The sequence below is a fragment of the Pseudomonas sp. LBUM1661 genome, from assembly GCF_059695925.1.
Window position 1 is genome coordinate 1,850,312 of record NZ_CP166794.1, and the last position, 15,941, is coordinate 1,866,252.

Genomic DNA, 15,941 nt, shown 5'->3' on the forward strand with positions numbered 1-15,941 from the left:
CATGACAGATACCCCGGATCGTGACGAACGCCATTTGGCGCGCATGCAGCGCAAAAAAGCCGTGATCGACGAACGCATCGCCAATTCCCCGAACGAATGCGGCCTGCTGCTGGTGCTGACCGGCAACGGTAAAGGCAAGAGCAGTTCGGCGTTTGGCATGCTCGCCCGGTCCATGGGCCACGGCATGCAATGCGGCGTGGTGCAGTTCATCAAGGGCCGCAACAGCACCGGTGAAGAATTGTTCTTCCGGCGCTTTCCGGAGCAGGTGCGCTTTCATGTGATGGGCGAGGGCTTCACCTGGGAAACCCAGGATCGCCAGCGTGACATCGCCGCCGCCGAAGCCGCCTGGCTGGTGTCCCAGGAACTGCTGCGCGACCCGTCCATCGGCCTGGTGGTGCTCGATGAGTTGAACATCGCCCTCAAGCACGGCTACCTCGGTCTCGATCAGGTGCTCAGCGATTTGCAGGCCCGTCCGCCGATGCAGCACGTGGTCGTGACCGGTCGCGGCGCCAAACCAGAGATGATTGAGCTGGCCGACACCGTCACCGAAATGGGCGTGATCAAGCACGCGTTCCAGGCCGGGATCAAAGCGCAAAAAGGCGTCGAGCTGTGAATCAACCCCGTCATTGCCCGGCGGTGCTGATCGCCGCGCCGGCCTCCGGTCAGGGCAAGACCACTGTCACTGCCGCGCTGGCCCGTTTGCATCGCAATCAGGGACGCAAGGTGCGCGTGTTCAAATGCGGACCGGACTTTCTCGACCCGATGATTCTTGAGCGCGCCAGCGGTGCGCCGGTGTATCAACTGGACATGTGGATGGTTGGTGAGCAGGAAAGTCGTCGACTGTTGTGGGAAGCCGCCGGTGAAGCCGATCTGATTCTTATCGAAGGCGTCATGGGATTGTTCGATGGCACGCCGTCCAGCGCAGACCTGGCGCGGCATTTCGGTGTGCCGGTGCTCGGCGTGATCGACGGCACCGCCATGGCCCAGACGTTTGGCGCGCTGGCCCTGGGGCTGGCGCGCTATCAGCCGGATTTGCCGTTCGCCGGTGTCTTGGCCAACCGCGTTGGCACCCTGCGTCATGCGCAATTGCTCGAAGGCAGCCTGACCGAGGGCCTGCGCTGGTACGGCGCCTTGTCCCGGGAAACCGGGATCGAATTGCCGAGTCGTCACTTGGGGCTGGTGCAGGCCAGCGAGCTGAACGATCTCGATCTGCGCCTCGATGCGGCGGCCGATGCGCTGGCCAGCAGCTGCGAGGTTGCGCTGCCACCGGCGGTGGAATTCGCCGCTCCTGATGTGATCGTTGCCGAACCGTTGCTGGCCGGCGTGCGCATCGCCGTGGCCCGTGACGAAGCGTTCGCGTTCACCTATGGCGCGAGCCTGGATCTGCTGCGGGCGATGGGCGCTGAGTTGCTGTTTTTCTCGCCGATCCGTGACACGCAATTGCCGGAAGCGGACAGCCTCTATCTGCCGGGTGGTTACCCGGAGCTGCACCATGTGGCGCTGGCACAAAACACCGAAATGCTGACCGCGATCCGCGCTCACCACGCGGCGGGTAAACCGTTGCTGGCCGAATGCGGTGGCATGCTTTATCTGCTCGACTCGTTGACCGATGTCGAAGGCACTCGCGCTGAACTGGTCGGCTTGCTGGCGGGGGATGCGGTGATGCAAAAGCGTTTGGCGGCATTGGCGTTGCAAGCGGTCGAACTGCCGGAAGGTTCGCTGCGCGGGCACACTTACCACCACTCGCTGACCAGCACTGAGCTTGAGCCGATTGCTCGAGGCCTGAGTCCTAATGGCGGGCGTGGGGCAGAGGCGGTGTATCGCGAGGGGCGGATGACGGCTTCTTACGTGCACTTTTATTTTCCGTCGAATCCGCATGCGATCGCCGCGCTATTTCTTCCCGACCCTGAAGCCGCCTTCGCGGGCAAGCCCGCTCCCACATTAGCAAGTGTGTTGCCTGAAGAAACGCGGTCCACTGTGGGAGCGGGCTTGCCCGCGAAGAGGCCATGACCGACAACGCCTTCTCCGAAGCCGAACGCCAAGCGGTCTACCGAGCCATCGCCGAACGCCGCGACATGCGCCACTTCAGCGGCGGCACCGTCGAGCCCGAACTCCTGCGCCGCTTGCTCGAAGCCGCGCACCAGGCGCCGAGCGTCGGCCTGATGCAGCCCTGGCGGTTCATTCGCATCAGTGACCGAGCCCTGCGCGGCAAGATCCAGCAATTGGTGGAAGAAGAACGCCTGCGCACCGCCGAAGCCCTTGGCGAGCGCAGCGACGACTTCATGAAGCTCAAGGTCGAAGGCATCAACGATTGCGCCGAGGTGCTGGTTGCCGCGTTGATGGACGATCGCGAACGGCACATTTTCGGCCGCCGCACCTTGCCGGAAATGGACATGGCCTCGCTGTCCTGCGCCATCCAGAACCTCTGGCTGGCGTCCCGCGCCGAAGGGTTGGGCATGGGCTGGGTGTCGCTGTTCGAGCCACAAGCCCTGGCCGATCTGCTGGCGATGCCGGCCGGCGCCAAGCCGCTGGCGGTGCTGTGTCTCGGCCCGGTGAAGGCATTTTATCCGGCGCCAATGCTGGTACTCGAAGGCTGGGCGCAAGCGCGTCCGCTGAACGAATTGCTGTATGAAAATGTTTGGGGAGTGAGTCAATGAGTGTGGCGTTGTTGAGTGTCGCCGCCGTGGCGCTGGATGCGCTGCTGGGTGAACCCAAACGCTGGCATCCGCTGGTGGCGTTCGGCCGTTTTGCCGACCGCATCGAGCAACGTTTCAATGGCGGCGGTCGCGGCTGGCGCAGTCACGGCGTTACCGCCTGGGTGATCGCCGTACTGCCGTTGACCCTGCTGGCCACGGCATTTTCCTGGGCGCCTTATGTCGGCTGGATCGTCGAGATTCTTGCCCTCTATTGCGCGCTCGGCATGCGCAGTCTTGGCGAGCATGTTGAGCCGGTGGCCAAGGCCTTGCGCAGCGATGATCTGGACGAGGCACGCAAGCGCGTGGGCTATCTGGTCAGCCGTCAGACCAGCGAACTGGATAAAACCGAAGTCGCCCGCGCCGCCACCGAATCCGTATTGGAAAACGGCAGCGACGCGGTATTTGCCGCGCTGTTCTGGTTCGCCGTGGCGGGTGCGCCCGGTGTGGTGCTCTACCGTTTGAGCAACACGCTCGACGCCATGTGGGGCTATCGCAACGAACGCTTTGAACGTTTCGGCTGGGCGGCGGCGAAAATCGACGACGTGCTCAACTACATTCCTGCACGCCTGGTGGCGCTGACGTATGCGTTGCTCGGTAAGACCCGACTTGCGCTCAAATGCTGGCGCCTCCAGGGTCCGACCTGGGACAGCCCGAATGCCGGTCCGGTGATGGCCGCCGGTGCCGGTGCGCTCGGTGTCGAGTTGGGCGGGGCGGCGATCTATCACGGTGAACTGCATCAGCGTCCGCCGCTGGGCGAAGGCGCGCCGGCGGACGCCGACTCCATCGACCGTGGCTGGCAATTGGTCCAGCGCGGGGTATGGTTATGGCTGCTGATTCTCTGCGTGGGGGCTGAATTCTATGCTTGAACACGGTGGACGGTTGCGCAAGGCCGCGCTCGAATACGGCATCGCCGAAGCCGATTGGCTCGACCTGTCCAGCGGCCTGGCGCCCTGGCCGTTTCCGGTTCCCGAGATTCCGTTGCGAGCCTGGGCGCGCTTGCCGGAAACCGATGACGGTCTGGAACAAGCCGCCTGCGATTACTACGGTGCCGTGCAGGTGCTGCCGGTGGCCGGCTCGCAAATGGCGATCCAGTTGCTGCCGCGTTTGCGTCGGGTCGGCAAGGTCGGCGTGCTCTCGCCGTGTTATGCCGAACACGCCGAAGCCTGGCGCCGCAGCGGCTACATCGTGCGTGAAGTGCTGGAGCAGGAAGTCGACTTTTTCCTCGACAGCCTCGACGTGCTGGTGGTGGTCAACCCGAACAATCCCACCGGTCTGAGCCTGACCCCGAGTCGTCTGCTGGACTGGCATTCAAAACTGGCCCAGCGCGGTGGCTGGCTGGTGGTCGACGAGGCGTTCATGGACAACACACCGCAGCTCAGCCTGGCACCTTTCGCCAATCAGGTCGGGTTGATCGTTTTGCGCTCCTTCGGCAAGTTTTTTGGCCTGGCCGGTGTGCGATTGGGGTTCGTGCTGGCCGAGCGCAAGTTGCTCAAGTTGCTGGCCGAACAAGTAGGCCCATGGGCGGTCAGCGGACCGACTCGGGTGCTGGGCCAGGCGTGTTTGCTGGACACCGAAGGGCATGCCCGGCAACGGCTGCGCACTGAAGAGGCCAGCGTGCGTCTGGCGCTGCTGCTGGAGCAGCACGGTTTCAAACCCCAGGGCGGTTGCGCCTTGTTTCAATGGCTGATCATCGAACGCGCCGAAGCGCTCCATGAGTTCATGGCTCGACGTGGCATCTTGCTGCGGTTGTTCACGCATAACAGCAGCCTGCGCTTTGGCCTGCCGGCCGATGAAGCCGACTGGACACGACTCGCTGCTGCATTCGAAGCTTACGCCAAGGAAAACCAATGACCACGTTGATGGTGCAGGGCACGACATCGGACGCCGGTAAAAGCACGCTGGTGACGGCGCTGTGTCGTTGGGTGGTTCGTCAGGGCGTGAGCGTCGTGCCGTTCAAACCGCAGAACATGGCGCTCAACAGTGCCGTGACGGCCGACGGTGGCGAGATCGGTCGCGCGCAAGCGGTGCAAGCCCAGGCGGCCAACCTTGAGCCGCACACCGACATGAACCCGGTGCTGCTCAAGCCGAACAGCGACACCGGCGCCCAAGTGATCATTCACGGTCGTGCGGTCACGACCATGAACGCCGTCGCCTATCACGACTACAAAGCCATCGCCATGCAAGCGGTGCTGGCCTCCCATGCGCGGTTGAGCGCGGCCTATCCGGTGGTGATGGTCGAAGGCGCAGGCTCGCCGGCCGAGATCAATCTGCGTGCCGGCGACATCGCCAACATGGGCTTTGCCGAAGCGGTCGACTGCCCGGTGGTGCTGATCGCCGACATCAATCGCGGCGGGGTGTTCGCGCATCTGGTGGGCACGCTGGAACTGCTGTCGCCGAGCGAACAGGCGCGGGTCAAAGGTTTCATCATCAACCGTTTTCGCGGCGACATCGCGTTGCTGCAACCCGGTCTGGACTGGCTGGAAGCACGCACCGGCAAACCGGTGATCGGCGTCTTGCCCTACGTCATGGACCTGCACCTGGAAGCCGAAGACGGCATCGATCAGCGCCAGACCGACAAGGCCGACCAGGTGCTGAAGGTGGTGGTGCCGGTGCTGCCGCGCATCAGCAACCACACCGATTTCGATCCACTGCGCCTGCACCCGCAAGTGGACCTGCAATTCATCGGCCCCGGCCAGGCGATTCCGCCAGCCGATCTGATCATCCTTCCCGGCTCGAAAAGCGTGCGCAGCGACCTTGCGTATCTGCGGGCCAACGGCTGGGACAGCGCCATCGCTAGACACTTGCGTTACGGCGGCAAAGTGTTGGGGATTTGCGGCGGTCTGCAAATGCTCGGCGAGCAGGTGCACGATCCGCTGGGCCTCGAAGGCGCGCCGGGTTCCAGTGCCGGTTTGGGCTTGCTGGCGTTCGAAACGCAGCTCGAAGAAGAAAAGCAGTTGCGCAATGTGCGCGGGCGTCTGGCGCTGGAAGATGCGCCGGTCAGCGGCTATGAAATTCATGCCGGGGTGACCACCGGGACGGCGTTGGAAAACGCTGCGGTGCAGTTGGATGATGGTCGTTGTGATGGTGCGCAAAGTGCCGACGGGCAGATTTTCGGCACCTATCTGCACGGTCTGTTCGAGTCCCCCGCCGCGTGCAGTGCGCTGTTGCGTTGGGCCGGGTTGCAGGCTGTGCAGGACGTGGATTACCACGGGTTGCGTGAGCGCGATATCGAGCGGCTGGCGGATTTGGTGGAGAAGCATTTGGATACCCGGCTGTTGCGGGAGCTCTGTGGGTTTTGAGGTGGCTGATTCGGCCTCATCGCGGGCAAGCCCGCTCCCACAGGTTCCGTGGGTGGACACACATCTGTGAACTGCCTCGATCCTTGTGGGAGCGGGCTCGCCCGCGATGAGGCACGTCGCCTTACCGAAGATGCTAAGGAATAAACCATGCTGCAACTGATCCTCGGCGGCGCCCGCTCCGGCAAAAGTCGCCTGGCAGAAAAACTTGCTACAGATAGCCAACTCAAGGTGACCTACATCGCCACCAGCCAACCCCTCGACGGCGAAATGAACGAACGGGTGGCCCATCACCGCGCCCGCCGTCCGGCTGAATGGGCGCTGATCGAAGAACCGCTTGAGCTCGCCCGCATCCTGCGCGAAACCGCCAGTCCCGAGCGTTGCCTGCTGGTGGATTGCCTGACCCTGTGGCTGACCAACCTGCTGATGCTCGACAACCCCGAGCGCCTCAGCGCCGAACGCGAAGCCCTGCTGGACTGCCTGGCCACGCTGCCGGGTGAAATCATTTTTGTCAGCAACGAGACCGGAATGGGTGTCGTGCCGCTGGGCGAATTGACTCGCCGCTATGTCGATGAAGCCGGTTGGCTGCATCAAGCGTTGGCCGAGCGCTGTCAGCGAGTTGTCCTGACCGTCGCCGGCCTGCCCCTGACTTTGAAAGGAACTGCGTTATGACTCAATTCTGGTGGCTTAACCCGTGCAAGCCGATTGATGCGGCAGCGGTCGAGCTGGCCGTAGCGCGTCAACAGCAACTGACCAAACCGGCCGGTTCCCTCGGTCGACTGGAGTCGGTAGCGGTGCAACTGGCGGGGTTGCAGGGGCGGGTCAAGCCGAGCCTCGATCAGCTGTGGATCGCGATTTTTGCCGGCGATCATGGCGTGGTCGCCGAAGGGGTGTCGGCGTTTCCCCAGGAGGTCACTGGGCAAATGCTGCACAACTTTGTCAGTGGCGGCGCGGCGATCAGCGTGTTGGCGCGGCAGTTGGGTGCTTCCCTTGAAGTGGTTGACCTCGGCACCGTCAACCCGGGGTTGAATTTGCCGGGTGTGCGTCACCTGAACGTGGGCCCCGGCACTGCGAATTTTGTCGACGGTCCGGCGATGACGCAGGCCCAGGGTGAACTCGCTATGCAGGCCGGTCGCGACAGCGTGCAACGTGCCATCGCGACGGGTGCGCAGTTGTACATCGGCGGTGAAATGGGCATCGGCAACACCACGGCGGCCAGCGCTTTGGCCTGTGCGTTACTCGATTGCCCGGTGGTGCATCTGGCCGGGCCGGGCACCGGACTGGACGCGGCGGGCGTGAGCCACAAGGCTCAGGTTATCGAGCGTGCGTTGGCCTTGCATGGCGCTCAGCGCGGTGATGCGTTGCAAACCCTGTTCAACCTCGGTGGTTTTGAAATCGCGGCATTGGTCGGCGCATACCTGGCGTGTGCCCAGGAAGGTGTCGCGGTGCTGGTGGACGGTTTCATTTGCAGCGTCGCTGCGCTGGTTGCGGTGCGCTTGAACCCGGAGTGCCGGCAGTGGCTGCTGTTCGGGCATCGCGGTGCCGAGCCGGGTCATCGCCATGTACTGGAAACCCTCAACGCCGAGCCGTTGCTGGATCTCGGCCTGCGCCTGGGCGAGGGCAGCGGCGCCGCATTGGCCGTGCCGTTGCTGCGTCTGACGTGCGACCTGCACGGCCAAATGGCGACCTTCGCCGAAGCTGCGGTGGCGGATCGTCCCGTATGACATTGCGCCTGGATCTCTTGCGCCACGGCGAAACCGAACTCGGCGGCGGTCTGCGCGGCAGCCTCGATGATGCGTTGACCGACAAGGGCTGGGCACAGATGCGCGCCGCCGTGATCGATCAAGGGCCGTGGGATCGCCTGGTCAGTTCGCCGTTGCAGCGTTGCGCGCGGTTCGCTGAAGAACTCGGCGCGCAACTGGGTTTACCGGTGCAACTGGATAAAGACTTGCAGGAGCTGCACTTCGGCGCCTGGGAAGGGCAGAGCGCTAAGGCGCTGATGGAAACTGACGCCGCGGCCTTGGGATTGTTCTGGGCCGACCCTTATTCGTTTACACCGCCTCAAGGTGAGCGGGTCGAGGATTTTTCGACGCGCGTGCTGGCGGCGGTGGCGCGTCTGCACGCCGCCTATGCAGGCGAGCGAGTGTTGCTGATCAGCCATGGCGGCGTCATGCGTTTGCTGCTGGCTCAGGCGCGGGGATTGCCCCGTGAGCAACTACTTAACGTAGAAGTCAGCCACGGTGCGTTGTTTTCGCTGTCGGTCGAGTCGGGCGGCTCGTTAAAGGAAGCGTCCTGACCATGTTGCCATTCTGGATCGCCCTGCAATTTCTGAGCAGCCTGCCGATTCGTCTGCCGGGCATGCCGGCGCCTGAGGAGTTGGGGCGGTCGCTGCTGTTTTATCCGCTGGTGGGGCTGCTATTCGGCGCGCTGTTGTGGGCCCTGAACGGGCTGTTGCTGGGCACACCGTTGTTGCTTCACGCCGCGTTGTTGCTGACGGTTTGGGTGTTGCTCAGTGGTGCGCTGCACCTCGACGGCCTGGCCGATAGCGCCGATGCGTGGCTCGGCGGGTTCGGTGACCGTGAGCGCACGCTGACGATCATGAAGGATCCGCGCAGCGGGCCGATCGCCGTGGTGACGCTGGTGCTGGTGTTGCTGCTGAAATTCGCGGCGTTGCTGGCGTTGATTGAGCAGGGACACGGCGTTGTTTTGCTCATCGTTCCCTTGATTGGCCGTGCTGCGTTGTTGGGGCTGTTTCTGACCACGCCTTATGTGCGAGCCGGTGGTTTGGGTCAGGCGTTGGCGGATCATTTGCCGCGGTTGGCCGGTAAACAGGTGCTGGGTGCCAGTGCGGTGGTTTGTGTGCTGATTGCCGGGCTCAGCGGTGTATTGGCGTTGGTGCTGGCGGCGTTGATGTTTGTCTGGTTACGGCAGGTGATGGTGCGGCGCTTGGGCGGCACCACCGGCGATACGGCCGGTGCGATGCTGGAATTGCTGGAGATGACATTGCTCGTAGGGCTGGCCTTAATTATGTAGGAGCGAGGCTTGCCCGCGAAGGCGTCTTCAAGTGCGCCAACAGCTTCGCGGGCAAGCCTCGCTCCTACGGGTAATATGATTCCAAAACCTTGCTTTCATTTAGCCGCGGGTATATACACGCACCATGCTCGATTCCCAATGTTTATGCATCAACCTGCGTCGCGCCGCCCGTGGCGTCAGCAGGCATTACGACGGCGCTCTCGACGGCTTCGGGATCAACGTTGCCCAGTATTCTCTACTGTGCAATCTGCAGCGTCTGGATCAACCGAGTATTTCCACCTTGGCCGAGGCCATGGGCCTGGACCGCAGCACGCTCGGGCGCAATCTGCGCGTGTTGGAGGGAGAAGGGCTGGTGACGCTGGTCGAGGGCGAGGACATGCGCAATCGTATCGTCCGCCTGACTGACGCCGGTGCTGAGCGGCTGGCTGCGGCCTTGCCCGCCTGGGAAGCGGCGCAGCAGCGGTTGATTGATCGCTTGGGGGCCGAGAAACGCGAAACTTTGCTGAAGTTGCTGGACGAACTGGCGTGATGCCGGTTTGTTCGATCTTAAGCGGGTATATACCCGCTACCGGAGAATAAGAATGACCTCGATGTGGCGTACTTGCGGTTGGGTGTTGGTGGGGAGTGCGCTGATTCTTGCGTTGTCTCTGGGGGTGCGACACGGCTTCGGATTGTTTCTGGCACCGATGAGCGCCGAGTTCGGTTGGGGGCGTGAGACGTTTGCGTTTGCCATCGCCTTGCAGAATTTGATCTGGGGCCTGGCGCAGCCCTTCACCGGCGCGCTGGCCGACCGCTTCGGCGCGGCGAAAGTGGTGGCGGTCGGCGGTGTGCTGTATGCGCTGGGGTTGCTGTTCATGGGCTTGTCGGATTCGGCCGTGACCTTGTCGCTGAGTGCTGGCCTGTTGATCGGTCTCGGCCTGTCCGGTACGTCGTTTTCGGTGATTCTCGGCGTGGTCGGGCGCGCGGTGCCACCGGAGAAACGCAGCATGGGCATGGGCATTGCCAGCGCCGCCGGTTCCTTTGGCCAGTTCGCCATGTTACCCGGCACGCTGGGGTTGATCGGCTGGCTCGGCTGGTCCGCTGCGTTGCTGGTGTTGGGCCTGCTGGTGGCGCTGATTGTGCCGCTGGTGAGCATGCTCAAGGACAAGCCGTTGCCCGTGCTCGGCCATGAACAAACCTTGTCCGAAGCACTGCGCGAGGCTTGCTCCCATTCGGGTTTCTGGCTGCTGGCGTTCGGCTTTTTTGTCTGCGGCTTCCAGGTGGTGTTTATCGGCGTGCACCTGCCGGCATATCTGGTGGACCAGCATCTCCCGGCATCTGTCGGTACCACGGTGCTGGCGTTGATCGGCTTGTTCAACATCTTCGGTACCTACACCGCCGGCTGGCTCGGCGGACGGATGTCCAAGCCGCGTTTGCTCACCGGCCTGTATCTGTTGCGAGCGGTGGTGATTGCGTGGTTTCTGTGGGCACCGGTCACGACGACCACCGCCTATCTGTTTGGCATGATGATGGGCTTCCTCTGGCTGTCGACCGTGCCCTTGACCAATGGCACCGTGGCGACCTTGTTTGGCGTGCGAAACCTGTCCATGCTCGGTGGCATCGTGTTCCTGTTTCACCAGCTCGGATCGTTCCTCGGCGGCTGGTTGGGCGGGGTGGTGTATGACCGGACCGGGAGCTATGACTTGATCTGGCAAGTGGCGATTCTCTTGAGCCTGTTGGCCGCTGCCCTGAACTGGCCGGTGCGTGAGCAGCCGGTGGCGCGTTTGCAAACCCGGATGAGTGCGGTATGAACAGTCTCTGGCCGCGCATCGCTGCGGTCGCTGTTTGCGCTTTGCTGCTGGCCCTGGCGTGGTGGGGCTGGCAGCAGGGCGGGCTGGCGTTGATGCAGTTAGGCATGGGTGCTTGCTAGCAGGACAGGAGGGCGAGTAACTTCGTTTCTGACGACCTCTGAAGGATGCACTGACATGCTGATGCGCTGGTTGGCAGTTCCCGCGTTACTGGTGGCGTTTACCGGATTGGCTCAAGCGGCAGAGTGCCCGGCACTGTTGCAAGGCTCATTGCCCAAGTTGCGCGCCAATGAATCCATCGACCTGTGCCAGCGCTTCGCCGGCAAGCCGCTGGTGGTGGTCAATACCGCCAGCTTCTGTGGTTTTGCCCCACAGTTCAAAAGCCTTGAGGCGCTGAATCAGCGTTACAAGGAGAAGGGGCTGGAGGTGCTCGGCGTTCCGTCCAATGACTTCAATCAGGAGTCCAAGGACGGCGCGGAGACCGCCAAGGTGTGCTACGTGAACTATGGCGTGACCTTCACCATGACCGAACCGCAGAAAGTCCGCGGCGACGGTGCCACTCACCTGTTCAAAGTGCTAGCCAAGCAGACCGGCGCGCCGAAGTGGAATTTCTACAAGTACGTGGTCGATCGCCAGGGCAAGGTGATCGCCAGTTTCTCCAGCCTGACCAAGCCCGACGATCCCGAGTTCATCGAAGCGGTGGAGAAGGCCCTGGCGTCGCCGCCTCTGGCTTCCACACCCTGATCGACGCCCACTAAAAAGCCCCGCCTCTGTACAAGAGTGCGGGGCTTTTTTGATTCAGGCGACGAGGGTCAAGCCTCGCCGTGAATCATCAGAAGCGGTAGGTCGCGCCAACACCGAAACCATTCGCATAGTTTTCATACTTGGCGTCGTAGGCCTGGCGGCCGTTGTCGTCGTTGACCTTGACCGACTCTTCACGCAGGTACGAATACGCCACGTCGATGGTCAGGTCGTCGGTCGGGCTCCAGCCGGCGCCGAGGCTGAAGATCGTGCGATCGCCCGTCGGGATGCGTGGGGAGCGGTTTTCGTTGTTGGTCGGCGCTTGGTCAACGGACAGGCCGGTACGCAGTACCCATTGCTTGTTCAACTGGTAGGAAGCGCCGATGGCGTGAGCCCAGGTGTCATGCCAGTTCTGCTCTTCGGTGATAGTACCGAACCCGCGTGCGGCCAGCGCGGCAGGAACGCCTTCGTTCTCGACGGAGATTTCTTTCAGGCGGCTCCAGCGGGTCCAGGTGCTGCCTGCGTAGAGGGTCCACTGGCTGTCCAGTTTGTGGGTAACCGAGAAGTCGACCGATTCAGGCGTCGTGATGTCCAGCGAAGCGTCGAACTTCTGGTTCGGGTTCTGACCCAGTGCGCCGAGCAGGCCGTAGTTGACCTTGGTATCACCCTCAAGCTTGTACTTCACTTTCGAGTGATAGGTCAGGCCGACGCTGGTGCTGTCGGTGGCTTGAACCAGGATACCGACGTTGTAGCCCAGCGCCGTGTCGTCACCCTTGATGCGGACTTCGCCATCCGGTGCGCGCGGGTCAAGCGACAGGTTCGATTCCAGCTTGCCGTCGATGCGGTTGATGGTCGGGCCGAAACCGATGGAAACTTTGTCGTTGAAGGCGTAGCTGACGGTTGGCTGGAGAGTGACGATCCTGACTTCGCTCTTGCTGCCGAAGTAACGGCCGGCAAAGCCGTTCTCGTAATCGGTCACCAGACCGAATGGCGCGTACACGCCGATACCGAAGGCCCACTGGTCATCGATTGGCTTGACGTAATAGCCCATCGGTACGCCCATGAAAGGGACCATGTCACCTTTGTTGGTACCGCCGTTGGGACGGGAGCTGGCATCGCTGATGTCAGTGTGTGCGTCGATAAATGCAACACCGCCGGTCACTTGTTCGCGCTTGAGGCGAGCCATGCCGGCAGGGTTGCCAAAAATAGTGGATGCGTCATCGGCAGATGAAGATCGCCCAGCAAAACCTGTACCCATCCCGCTGATGCTTTGTTCGTTCAGGGCAAAGCCACTTGCGAAGAGCTGGGTGGATGCCAAGGTAACGGCGAGGCTAAGGGTGGTTTTGAGCATTACTTTTTTCATTATTAGAACTCCTGGTGATCACCGGGGCGAAAATTACCAACATTTTCGTCCCAGCGCTATAGCCTGTATCGGTTGATTTAGAGCGGTTTTGTAGGACAATCCGACCAGATTCGCGACGTGTTTCACGATCTTGCGAAAAAGTGGATCAGCAGGCGACCTGATTCATCGGTGAAACACAGGTTTGCCAGGCGTAGGTGAAGTCTCTGAGACGTCCTTGGGGCTGGAATGTCTGGCGCCAGATTCGGGCCATGCCCAGCAGATCGTCGGCTTCGGGGAGGGGAGTGTTCTGTTCTTCTACCAACAGCCAGGCGATGGCGGTGGCGTAACGCAGGTTGACGGTCAATTCGAGGTGCGGACCACTGAGGAAGGCATGCTGGCTGGCCAGGCCGCGGACCAGGCTTGCGCGCTCCGGGTCAAGTGCCAGGTAGTGGTCCCAAAGTGCCTGATGGCGGGGTTCGGCGATTCGGTACAGGCCGTGTCCACGGCGGTCATGCAGGGCAGTACCAAGGGCTGACTGGCTGGCGGCGATGCCCAGCAGCAGGGATTCGGCAGTTGCGCTATGGCGTCCAAGGTAGATCAATGTCGGGCGGATCACATAGCGGCACAGTTCGCTGGCAGCGATACCCATAAAACCCTCGAAACATGAAATGGTCGGCGATACCTGAATTAAGCGTTGGCAGCGGTGAATCGAGTCAGGCTCGCCGGAAGCGGATCAAGCCGCTTGAGTTGAAGTGTAGTGTCATATTCGCGCCGTAAAGGCCTGTTTTTAAAATATTTCTGGCAGCCAGTTATAACCGTTATATCGGTTAGTGCTTAGCCGTGGCGGGGGGAAAGTGAAATATCGGGCAATAAAAAGCCCCGCTTTTTGAGCGAGGCTTTTGAGGTTTTCAGTCTTTCTGGCGTATCAGGCAACCAATGCCTGACGGGTACGCTCGATCACGGCCTGCAGCGGCTCGGCGCTGGAGTATTGATCGGGGTACAGGCGTTCGCTGTGACGAGCGATGCCGTGTTCATTGACCAGAGTGAAGCTGAAGCAGCCTTTGCGTGCGGCCATGATCAGGCAGTTCATTGGTGCAAAAGCGTTGGTTAGGGTGCGGATTGCATCCTGGGTGTGGATTTGAGTAGACATAGTCATTGGGTGTTCCTACAAGCGACACGGATAAGAACCGTGCAAAATTAAAACGTTCCAGTGACGACGACCACCATTGGTCGAACGAAGAACCCGACTGGAACAAAGCAGCCAGTTTGAAGCGCTGATAAATTGGCGCGCTTGGGCTGGCAGGTAGGTACTTAGGAGGGCAGGCAACACATCAAGGGCAAAGGTTCTGGGCCCGGGGTGAAGATCCTGATCAATTTGCAGGCTGGTTCGGTCAGAGTAAGTGATCTTCGCAACACCCTTTGCTTTCGAATCAAAGGCTGTGTTGACGCAAGGTTTACCTGGAAACCATCGAGGTGGTCGATCCCGCTTTGTCGGTGGAGGCTTCCGTTGGGAAGGCTGACCGGGGGGATTTGTTCGACCAGAATTGATTTTCAGCTTGGTACTAACGCCGCGGATACTAACGGATTGAATTGCAGAAAGGAAGTGTGTCAGCAAAAAAGATTCCTGAAGCGCCCTATGTAGGCGCTGTCGAACCGCGTTCGTCTCTAATGAAATGGCTACCCCCGCCGCCCCCTGTGATCGCCGCCCACTAAGCTTTCACCGGGGGCTCATCGGAGACTGTTGCCATGAACAAAGTAGCTATTGCCGCCATTGATTTGGGAAAACACTCCTTTCACCTGCATGCGCAAGATGATCGCGGTCATGAGCTTTGCCGCAAAAAATTCAATCGGATGACGCTCATTCAGTATCTGGCCAACCTGGAGTCCTGCACAGTCGTGATGGAGGCCTGCGGAGGCGCCCACTTCATGGCGCAAGAGGTCGCAAAGCTGGGGCACACGCCCAAACTCATTGCGCCTCATCTCGTGCGTCCTTACGTGAAAAGCAACAAAAACGACTTCGCAGATGCCGAGGCAATCTGCGAGGCGGCGACCCGGCCCACGATGCGTTTTGTGCCGCCCAAAACCCAAGCCCAGCAGGCGCTGGCCATGTCCAACTCGATACGTGAGTCGTTCATTAAAGACCGCACTGCGACCGTCAATCGGATTCACGCAGCCCTGCTGGAGGTGGGCGTCAGTCTGGCAGTCGGCTTCAAAGCCATCAAAGAGCTTCCAGCGTTGCTTGAAGTGAGTTCATTTTCTGAACGCATCAAGAAAAATCTGATGCTGCTGCATGGGCACTTCAACTATCTGGATGGGCAGGTCAAGGCGCTGGACAAGGACGTGGAGTGCCAGGCCGCTGAAGATGATCTGGCGGCGCGCTTGATGACCATGCCGTGTGTCGGCCCGATCACCTCCACCGTCCTGGCTGCCGAGTTGGGCGATGGCAAACAGTTCAAATGCGGCCGAGGCTATGCGGCCTCGATCGGCTTGGTGCCGAAACAGCATTCCACGGGCGGCAAGACCGTGCTGTTGGGCATTAGTAAACGCGGCGACCGAAACCAGAGGCGTCTGCTCATCCAGTGCGCCCGGGTTTATTTGATTCAGGTAGACCGACAAAAAGGCGCTTTGGCGGAGTGGGTCCGCCAGCTAATAGCGTCCCACCATCACTCCAATCTCGTGGTTTGTGCGTTGGCCAACAAGCTGGCAAGGATCGCCTGGGCGATTGCGGCCCACCACACTGAATTCGATGCGGGGCCAGCCGCGATGAACGCCTGACCCCGCTGTCACCCGAGCACCACCCACCTGGTTTTGCGATGCTGGATAACTGATGACGTGAACGGCCAACCGGCCTGACGACAACCCTGAGCTGCTACACGGCTGTAAGGCCGTCACTCTAATTAGGGTCGTTAGGCATCGATTCTCATCGAGGCGCGGGGCCATAACCCCACTCAGACGCCGGATAGATGAAAGCAAGCCAAACACGCATCAAAAACAGTATTGCAGAAAAGGGGGTAACCATAGATGTAGCAGCTGTCTCGCAGGCTCG

Annotated in this window: 18 protein-coding genes; 15 read left to right on the forward strand and 3 right to left on the reverse strand. The window is 61.3% G+C overall.

Annotated elements, in window-relative coordinates:
* The first annotated feature begins 1 nt into the window (after position 1).
* The 14 genes from cobO to ACA057_RS08525 all read left to right on the forward strand — a co-directional run bounded on the left by cobO (position 2) and on the right by ACA057_RS08525 (position 11,556).
* Positions 2-613 carry a cob(I)yrinic acid a,c-diamide adenosyltransferase gene (gene cobO / locus ACA057_RS08460; RefSeq protein WP_497347443.1) on the forward strand — a complete coding sequence of 204 codons (612 nt, stop codon included), beginning with the start codon at positions 2-4 and terminating at the stop codon, positions 611-613.
* Positions 610-2,010 carry a cobyrinic acid a,c-diamide synthase CobB gene (locus tag ACA057_RS08465; RefSeq protein ID WP_497347445.1) on the forward strand — a complete coding sequence of 467 codons (1,401 nt, stop codon included), beginning with the start codon at positions 610-612 and terminating at the stop codon, positions 2,008-2,010. The genes cobO and ACA057_RS08465 overlap by 4 nt, the downstream gene beginning before the upstream one ends.
* Positions 2,007-2,657, forward strand: coding sequence for a 5,6-dimethylbenzimidazole synthase (bluB, locus tag ACA057_RS08470; RefSeq protein WP_497347447.1), 651 nt, complete (start codon positions 2,007-2,009; stop codon positions 2,655-2,657). Before ACA057_RS08465 ends, bluB begins: the two co-directional genes overlap by 4 nt.
* Positions 2,654-3,562: an adenosylcobinamide-phosphate synthase CbiB gene (gene cbiB, locus ACA057_RS08475; protein ID WP_401358196.1), complete on the forward strand. Its 909-nt coding sequence runs from the start codon at positions 2,654-2,656 to the stop codon at positions 3,560-3,562. Before bluB ends, cbiB begins: the two co-directional genes overlap by 4 nt.
* The gene (gene cobD / locus ACA057_RS08480; protein ID WP_497347449.1) at positions 3,555-4,547 is read left to right on the forward strand and encodes a threonine-phosphate decarboxylase CobD; all 993 of its coding nucleotides are present in this window, start codon (positions 3,555-3,557) and stop codon (positions 4,545-4,547) included. Before cbiB ends, cobD begins: the two co-directional genes overlap by 8 nt.
* A complete protein-coding gene (locus ACA057_RS08485) occupies positions 4,544-5,995 on the forward strand; it encodes a cobyric acid synthase (protein WP_497347451.1) in 1,452 nt (483 codons plus the stop codon). Before cobD ends, ACA057_RS08485 begins: the two co-directional genes overlap by 4 nt.
* Before the next feature lie 147 nt (positions 5,996-6,142).
* Positions 6,143-6,664, forward strand: coding sequence for a bifunctional adenosylcobinamide kinase/adenosylcobinamide-phosphate guanylyltransferase (gene cobU / locus ACA057_RS08490; RefSeq protein WP_497347453.1), 522 nt, complete (start codon positions 6,143-6,145; stop codon positions 6,662-6,664).
* Positions 6,661-7,716 (forward strand): nicotinate-nucleotide--dimethylbenzimidazole phosphoribosyltransferase, encoded by a 1,056-nt coding sequence (cobT, locus tag ACA057_RS08495; RefSeq protein WP_497347455.1) that lies wholly within the window; start codon positions 6,661-6,663, stop codon positions 7,714-7,716. Before cobU ends, cobT begins: the two co-directional genes overlap by 4 nt.
* Positions 7,713-8,288: an alpha-ribazole phosphatase family protein gene (gene cobC / locus ACA057_RS08500; protein WP_497347457.1), complete on the forward strand. Its 576-nt coding sequence runs from the start codon at positions 7,713-7,715 to the stop codon at positions 8,286-8,288. The genes cobT and cobC overlap by 4 nt, the downstream gene beginning before the upstream one ends.
* Positions 8,289-8,290: 2 nt before the next feature.
* Positions 8,291-9,025, forward strand: a complete 735-nt coding sequence (locus tag ACA057_RS08505) for an adenosylcobinamide-GDP ribazoletransferase (RefSeq protein WP_497347459.1) — start codon at positions 8,291-8,293, stop codon at positions 9,023-9,025.
* A gap of 124 nt (positions 9,026-9,149) precedes the next feature.
* A complete protein-coding gene (locus ACA057_RS08510) occupies positions 9,150-9,554 on the forward strand; it encodes a MarR family winged helix-turn-helix transcriptional regulator (protein WP_401358183.1) in 405 nt (134 codons plus the stop codon).
* A 52-nt stretch (positions 9,555-9,606) separates the two neighbouring features.
* Positions 9,607-10,815 (forward strand): MFS transporter, encoded by a 1,209-nt coding sequence (locus tag ACA057_RS08515; protein ID WP_497347461.1) that lies wholly within the window; start codon positions 9,607-9,609, stop codon positions 10,813-10,815.
* The gene (locus tag ACA057_RS08520) at positions 10,812-10,934 is read left to right on the forward strand and encodes a hypothetical protein (protein ID WP_401358180.1); all 123 of its coding nucleotides are present in this window, start codon (positions 10,812-10,814) and stop codon (positions 10,932-10,934) included. Before ACA057_RS08515 ends, ACA057_RS08520 begins: the two co-directional genes overlap by 4 nt.
* A gap of 55 nt (positions 10,935-10,989) precedes the next feature.
* Complete coding sequence (locus ACA057_RS08525; protein WP_497347463.1) at positions 10,990-11,556, forward strand: glutathione peroxidase; 567 nt, start codon at positions 10,990-10,992, stop codon at positions 11,554-11,556.
* Between the two features lie 88 nt (positions 11,557-11,644).
* Here ACA057_RS08525 and ACA057_RS08530 read toward each other — a convergent pair whose 3' ends face one another.
* From ACA057_RS08530 to ACA057_RS08540, 3 genes are all read right to left on the reverse strand, one after another.
* Positions 11,645-12,916 carry an OmpP1/FadL family transporter gene (locus ACA057_RS08530; protein ID WP_497347465.1) on the reverse strand — a complete coding sequence of 424 codons (1,272 nt, stop codon included), beginning with the start codon at positions 12,914-12,916 and terminating at the stop codon, positions 11,645-11,647.
* 145 nt (positions 12,917-13,061) lie between these two features.
* Entirely contained in the window at positions 13,062-13,544 is a 483-nt protein-coding gene (locus tag ACA057_RS08535) for a hypothetical protein (protein WP_401358176.1), read from the reverse strand.
* 276 nt (positions 13,545-13,820) lie between these two features.
* The gene (locus ACA057_RS08540; protein ID WP_007898912.1) at positions 13,821-14,045 is read right to left on the reverse strand and encodes a hypothetical protein; all 225 of its coding nucleotides are present in this window, start codon (positions 14,043-14,045) and stop codon (positions 13,821-13,823) included.
* 596 nt (positions 14,046-14,641) lie between these two features.
* Here ACA057_RS08540 and ACA057_RS08545 point away from each other — a divergent pair.
* The gene (locus ACA057_RS08545) at positions 14,642-15,670 is read left to right on the forward strand and encodes an IS110 family RNA-guided transposase (protein WP_497342339.1); all 1,029 of its coding nucleotides are present in this window, start codon (positions 14,642-14,644) and stop codon (positions 15,668-15,670) included.
* The last annotated feature ends 271 nt before the right edge of the window (positions 15,671-15,941 follow it).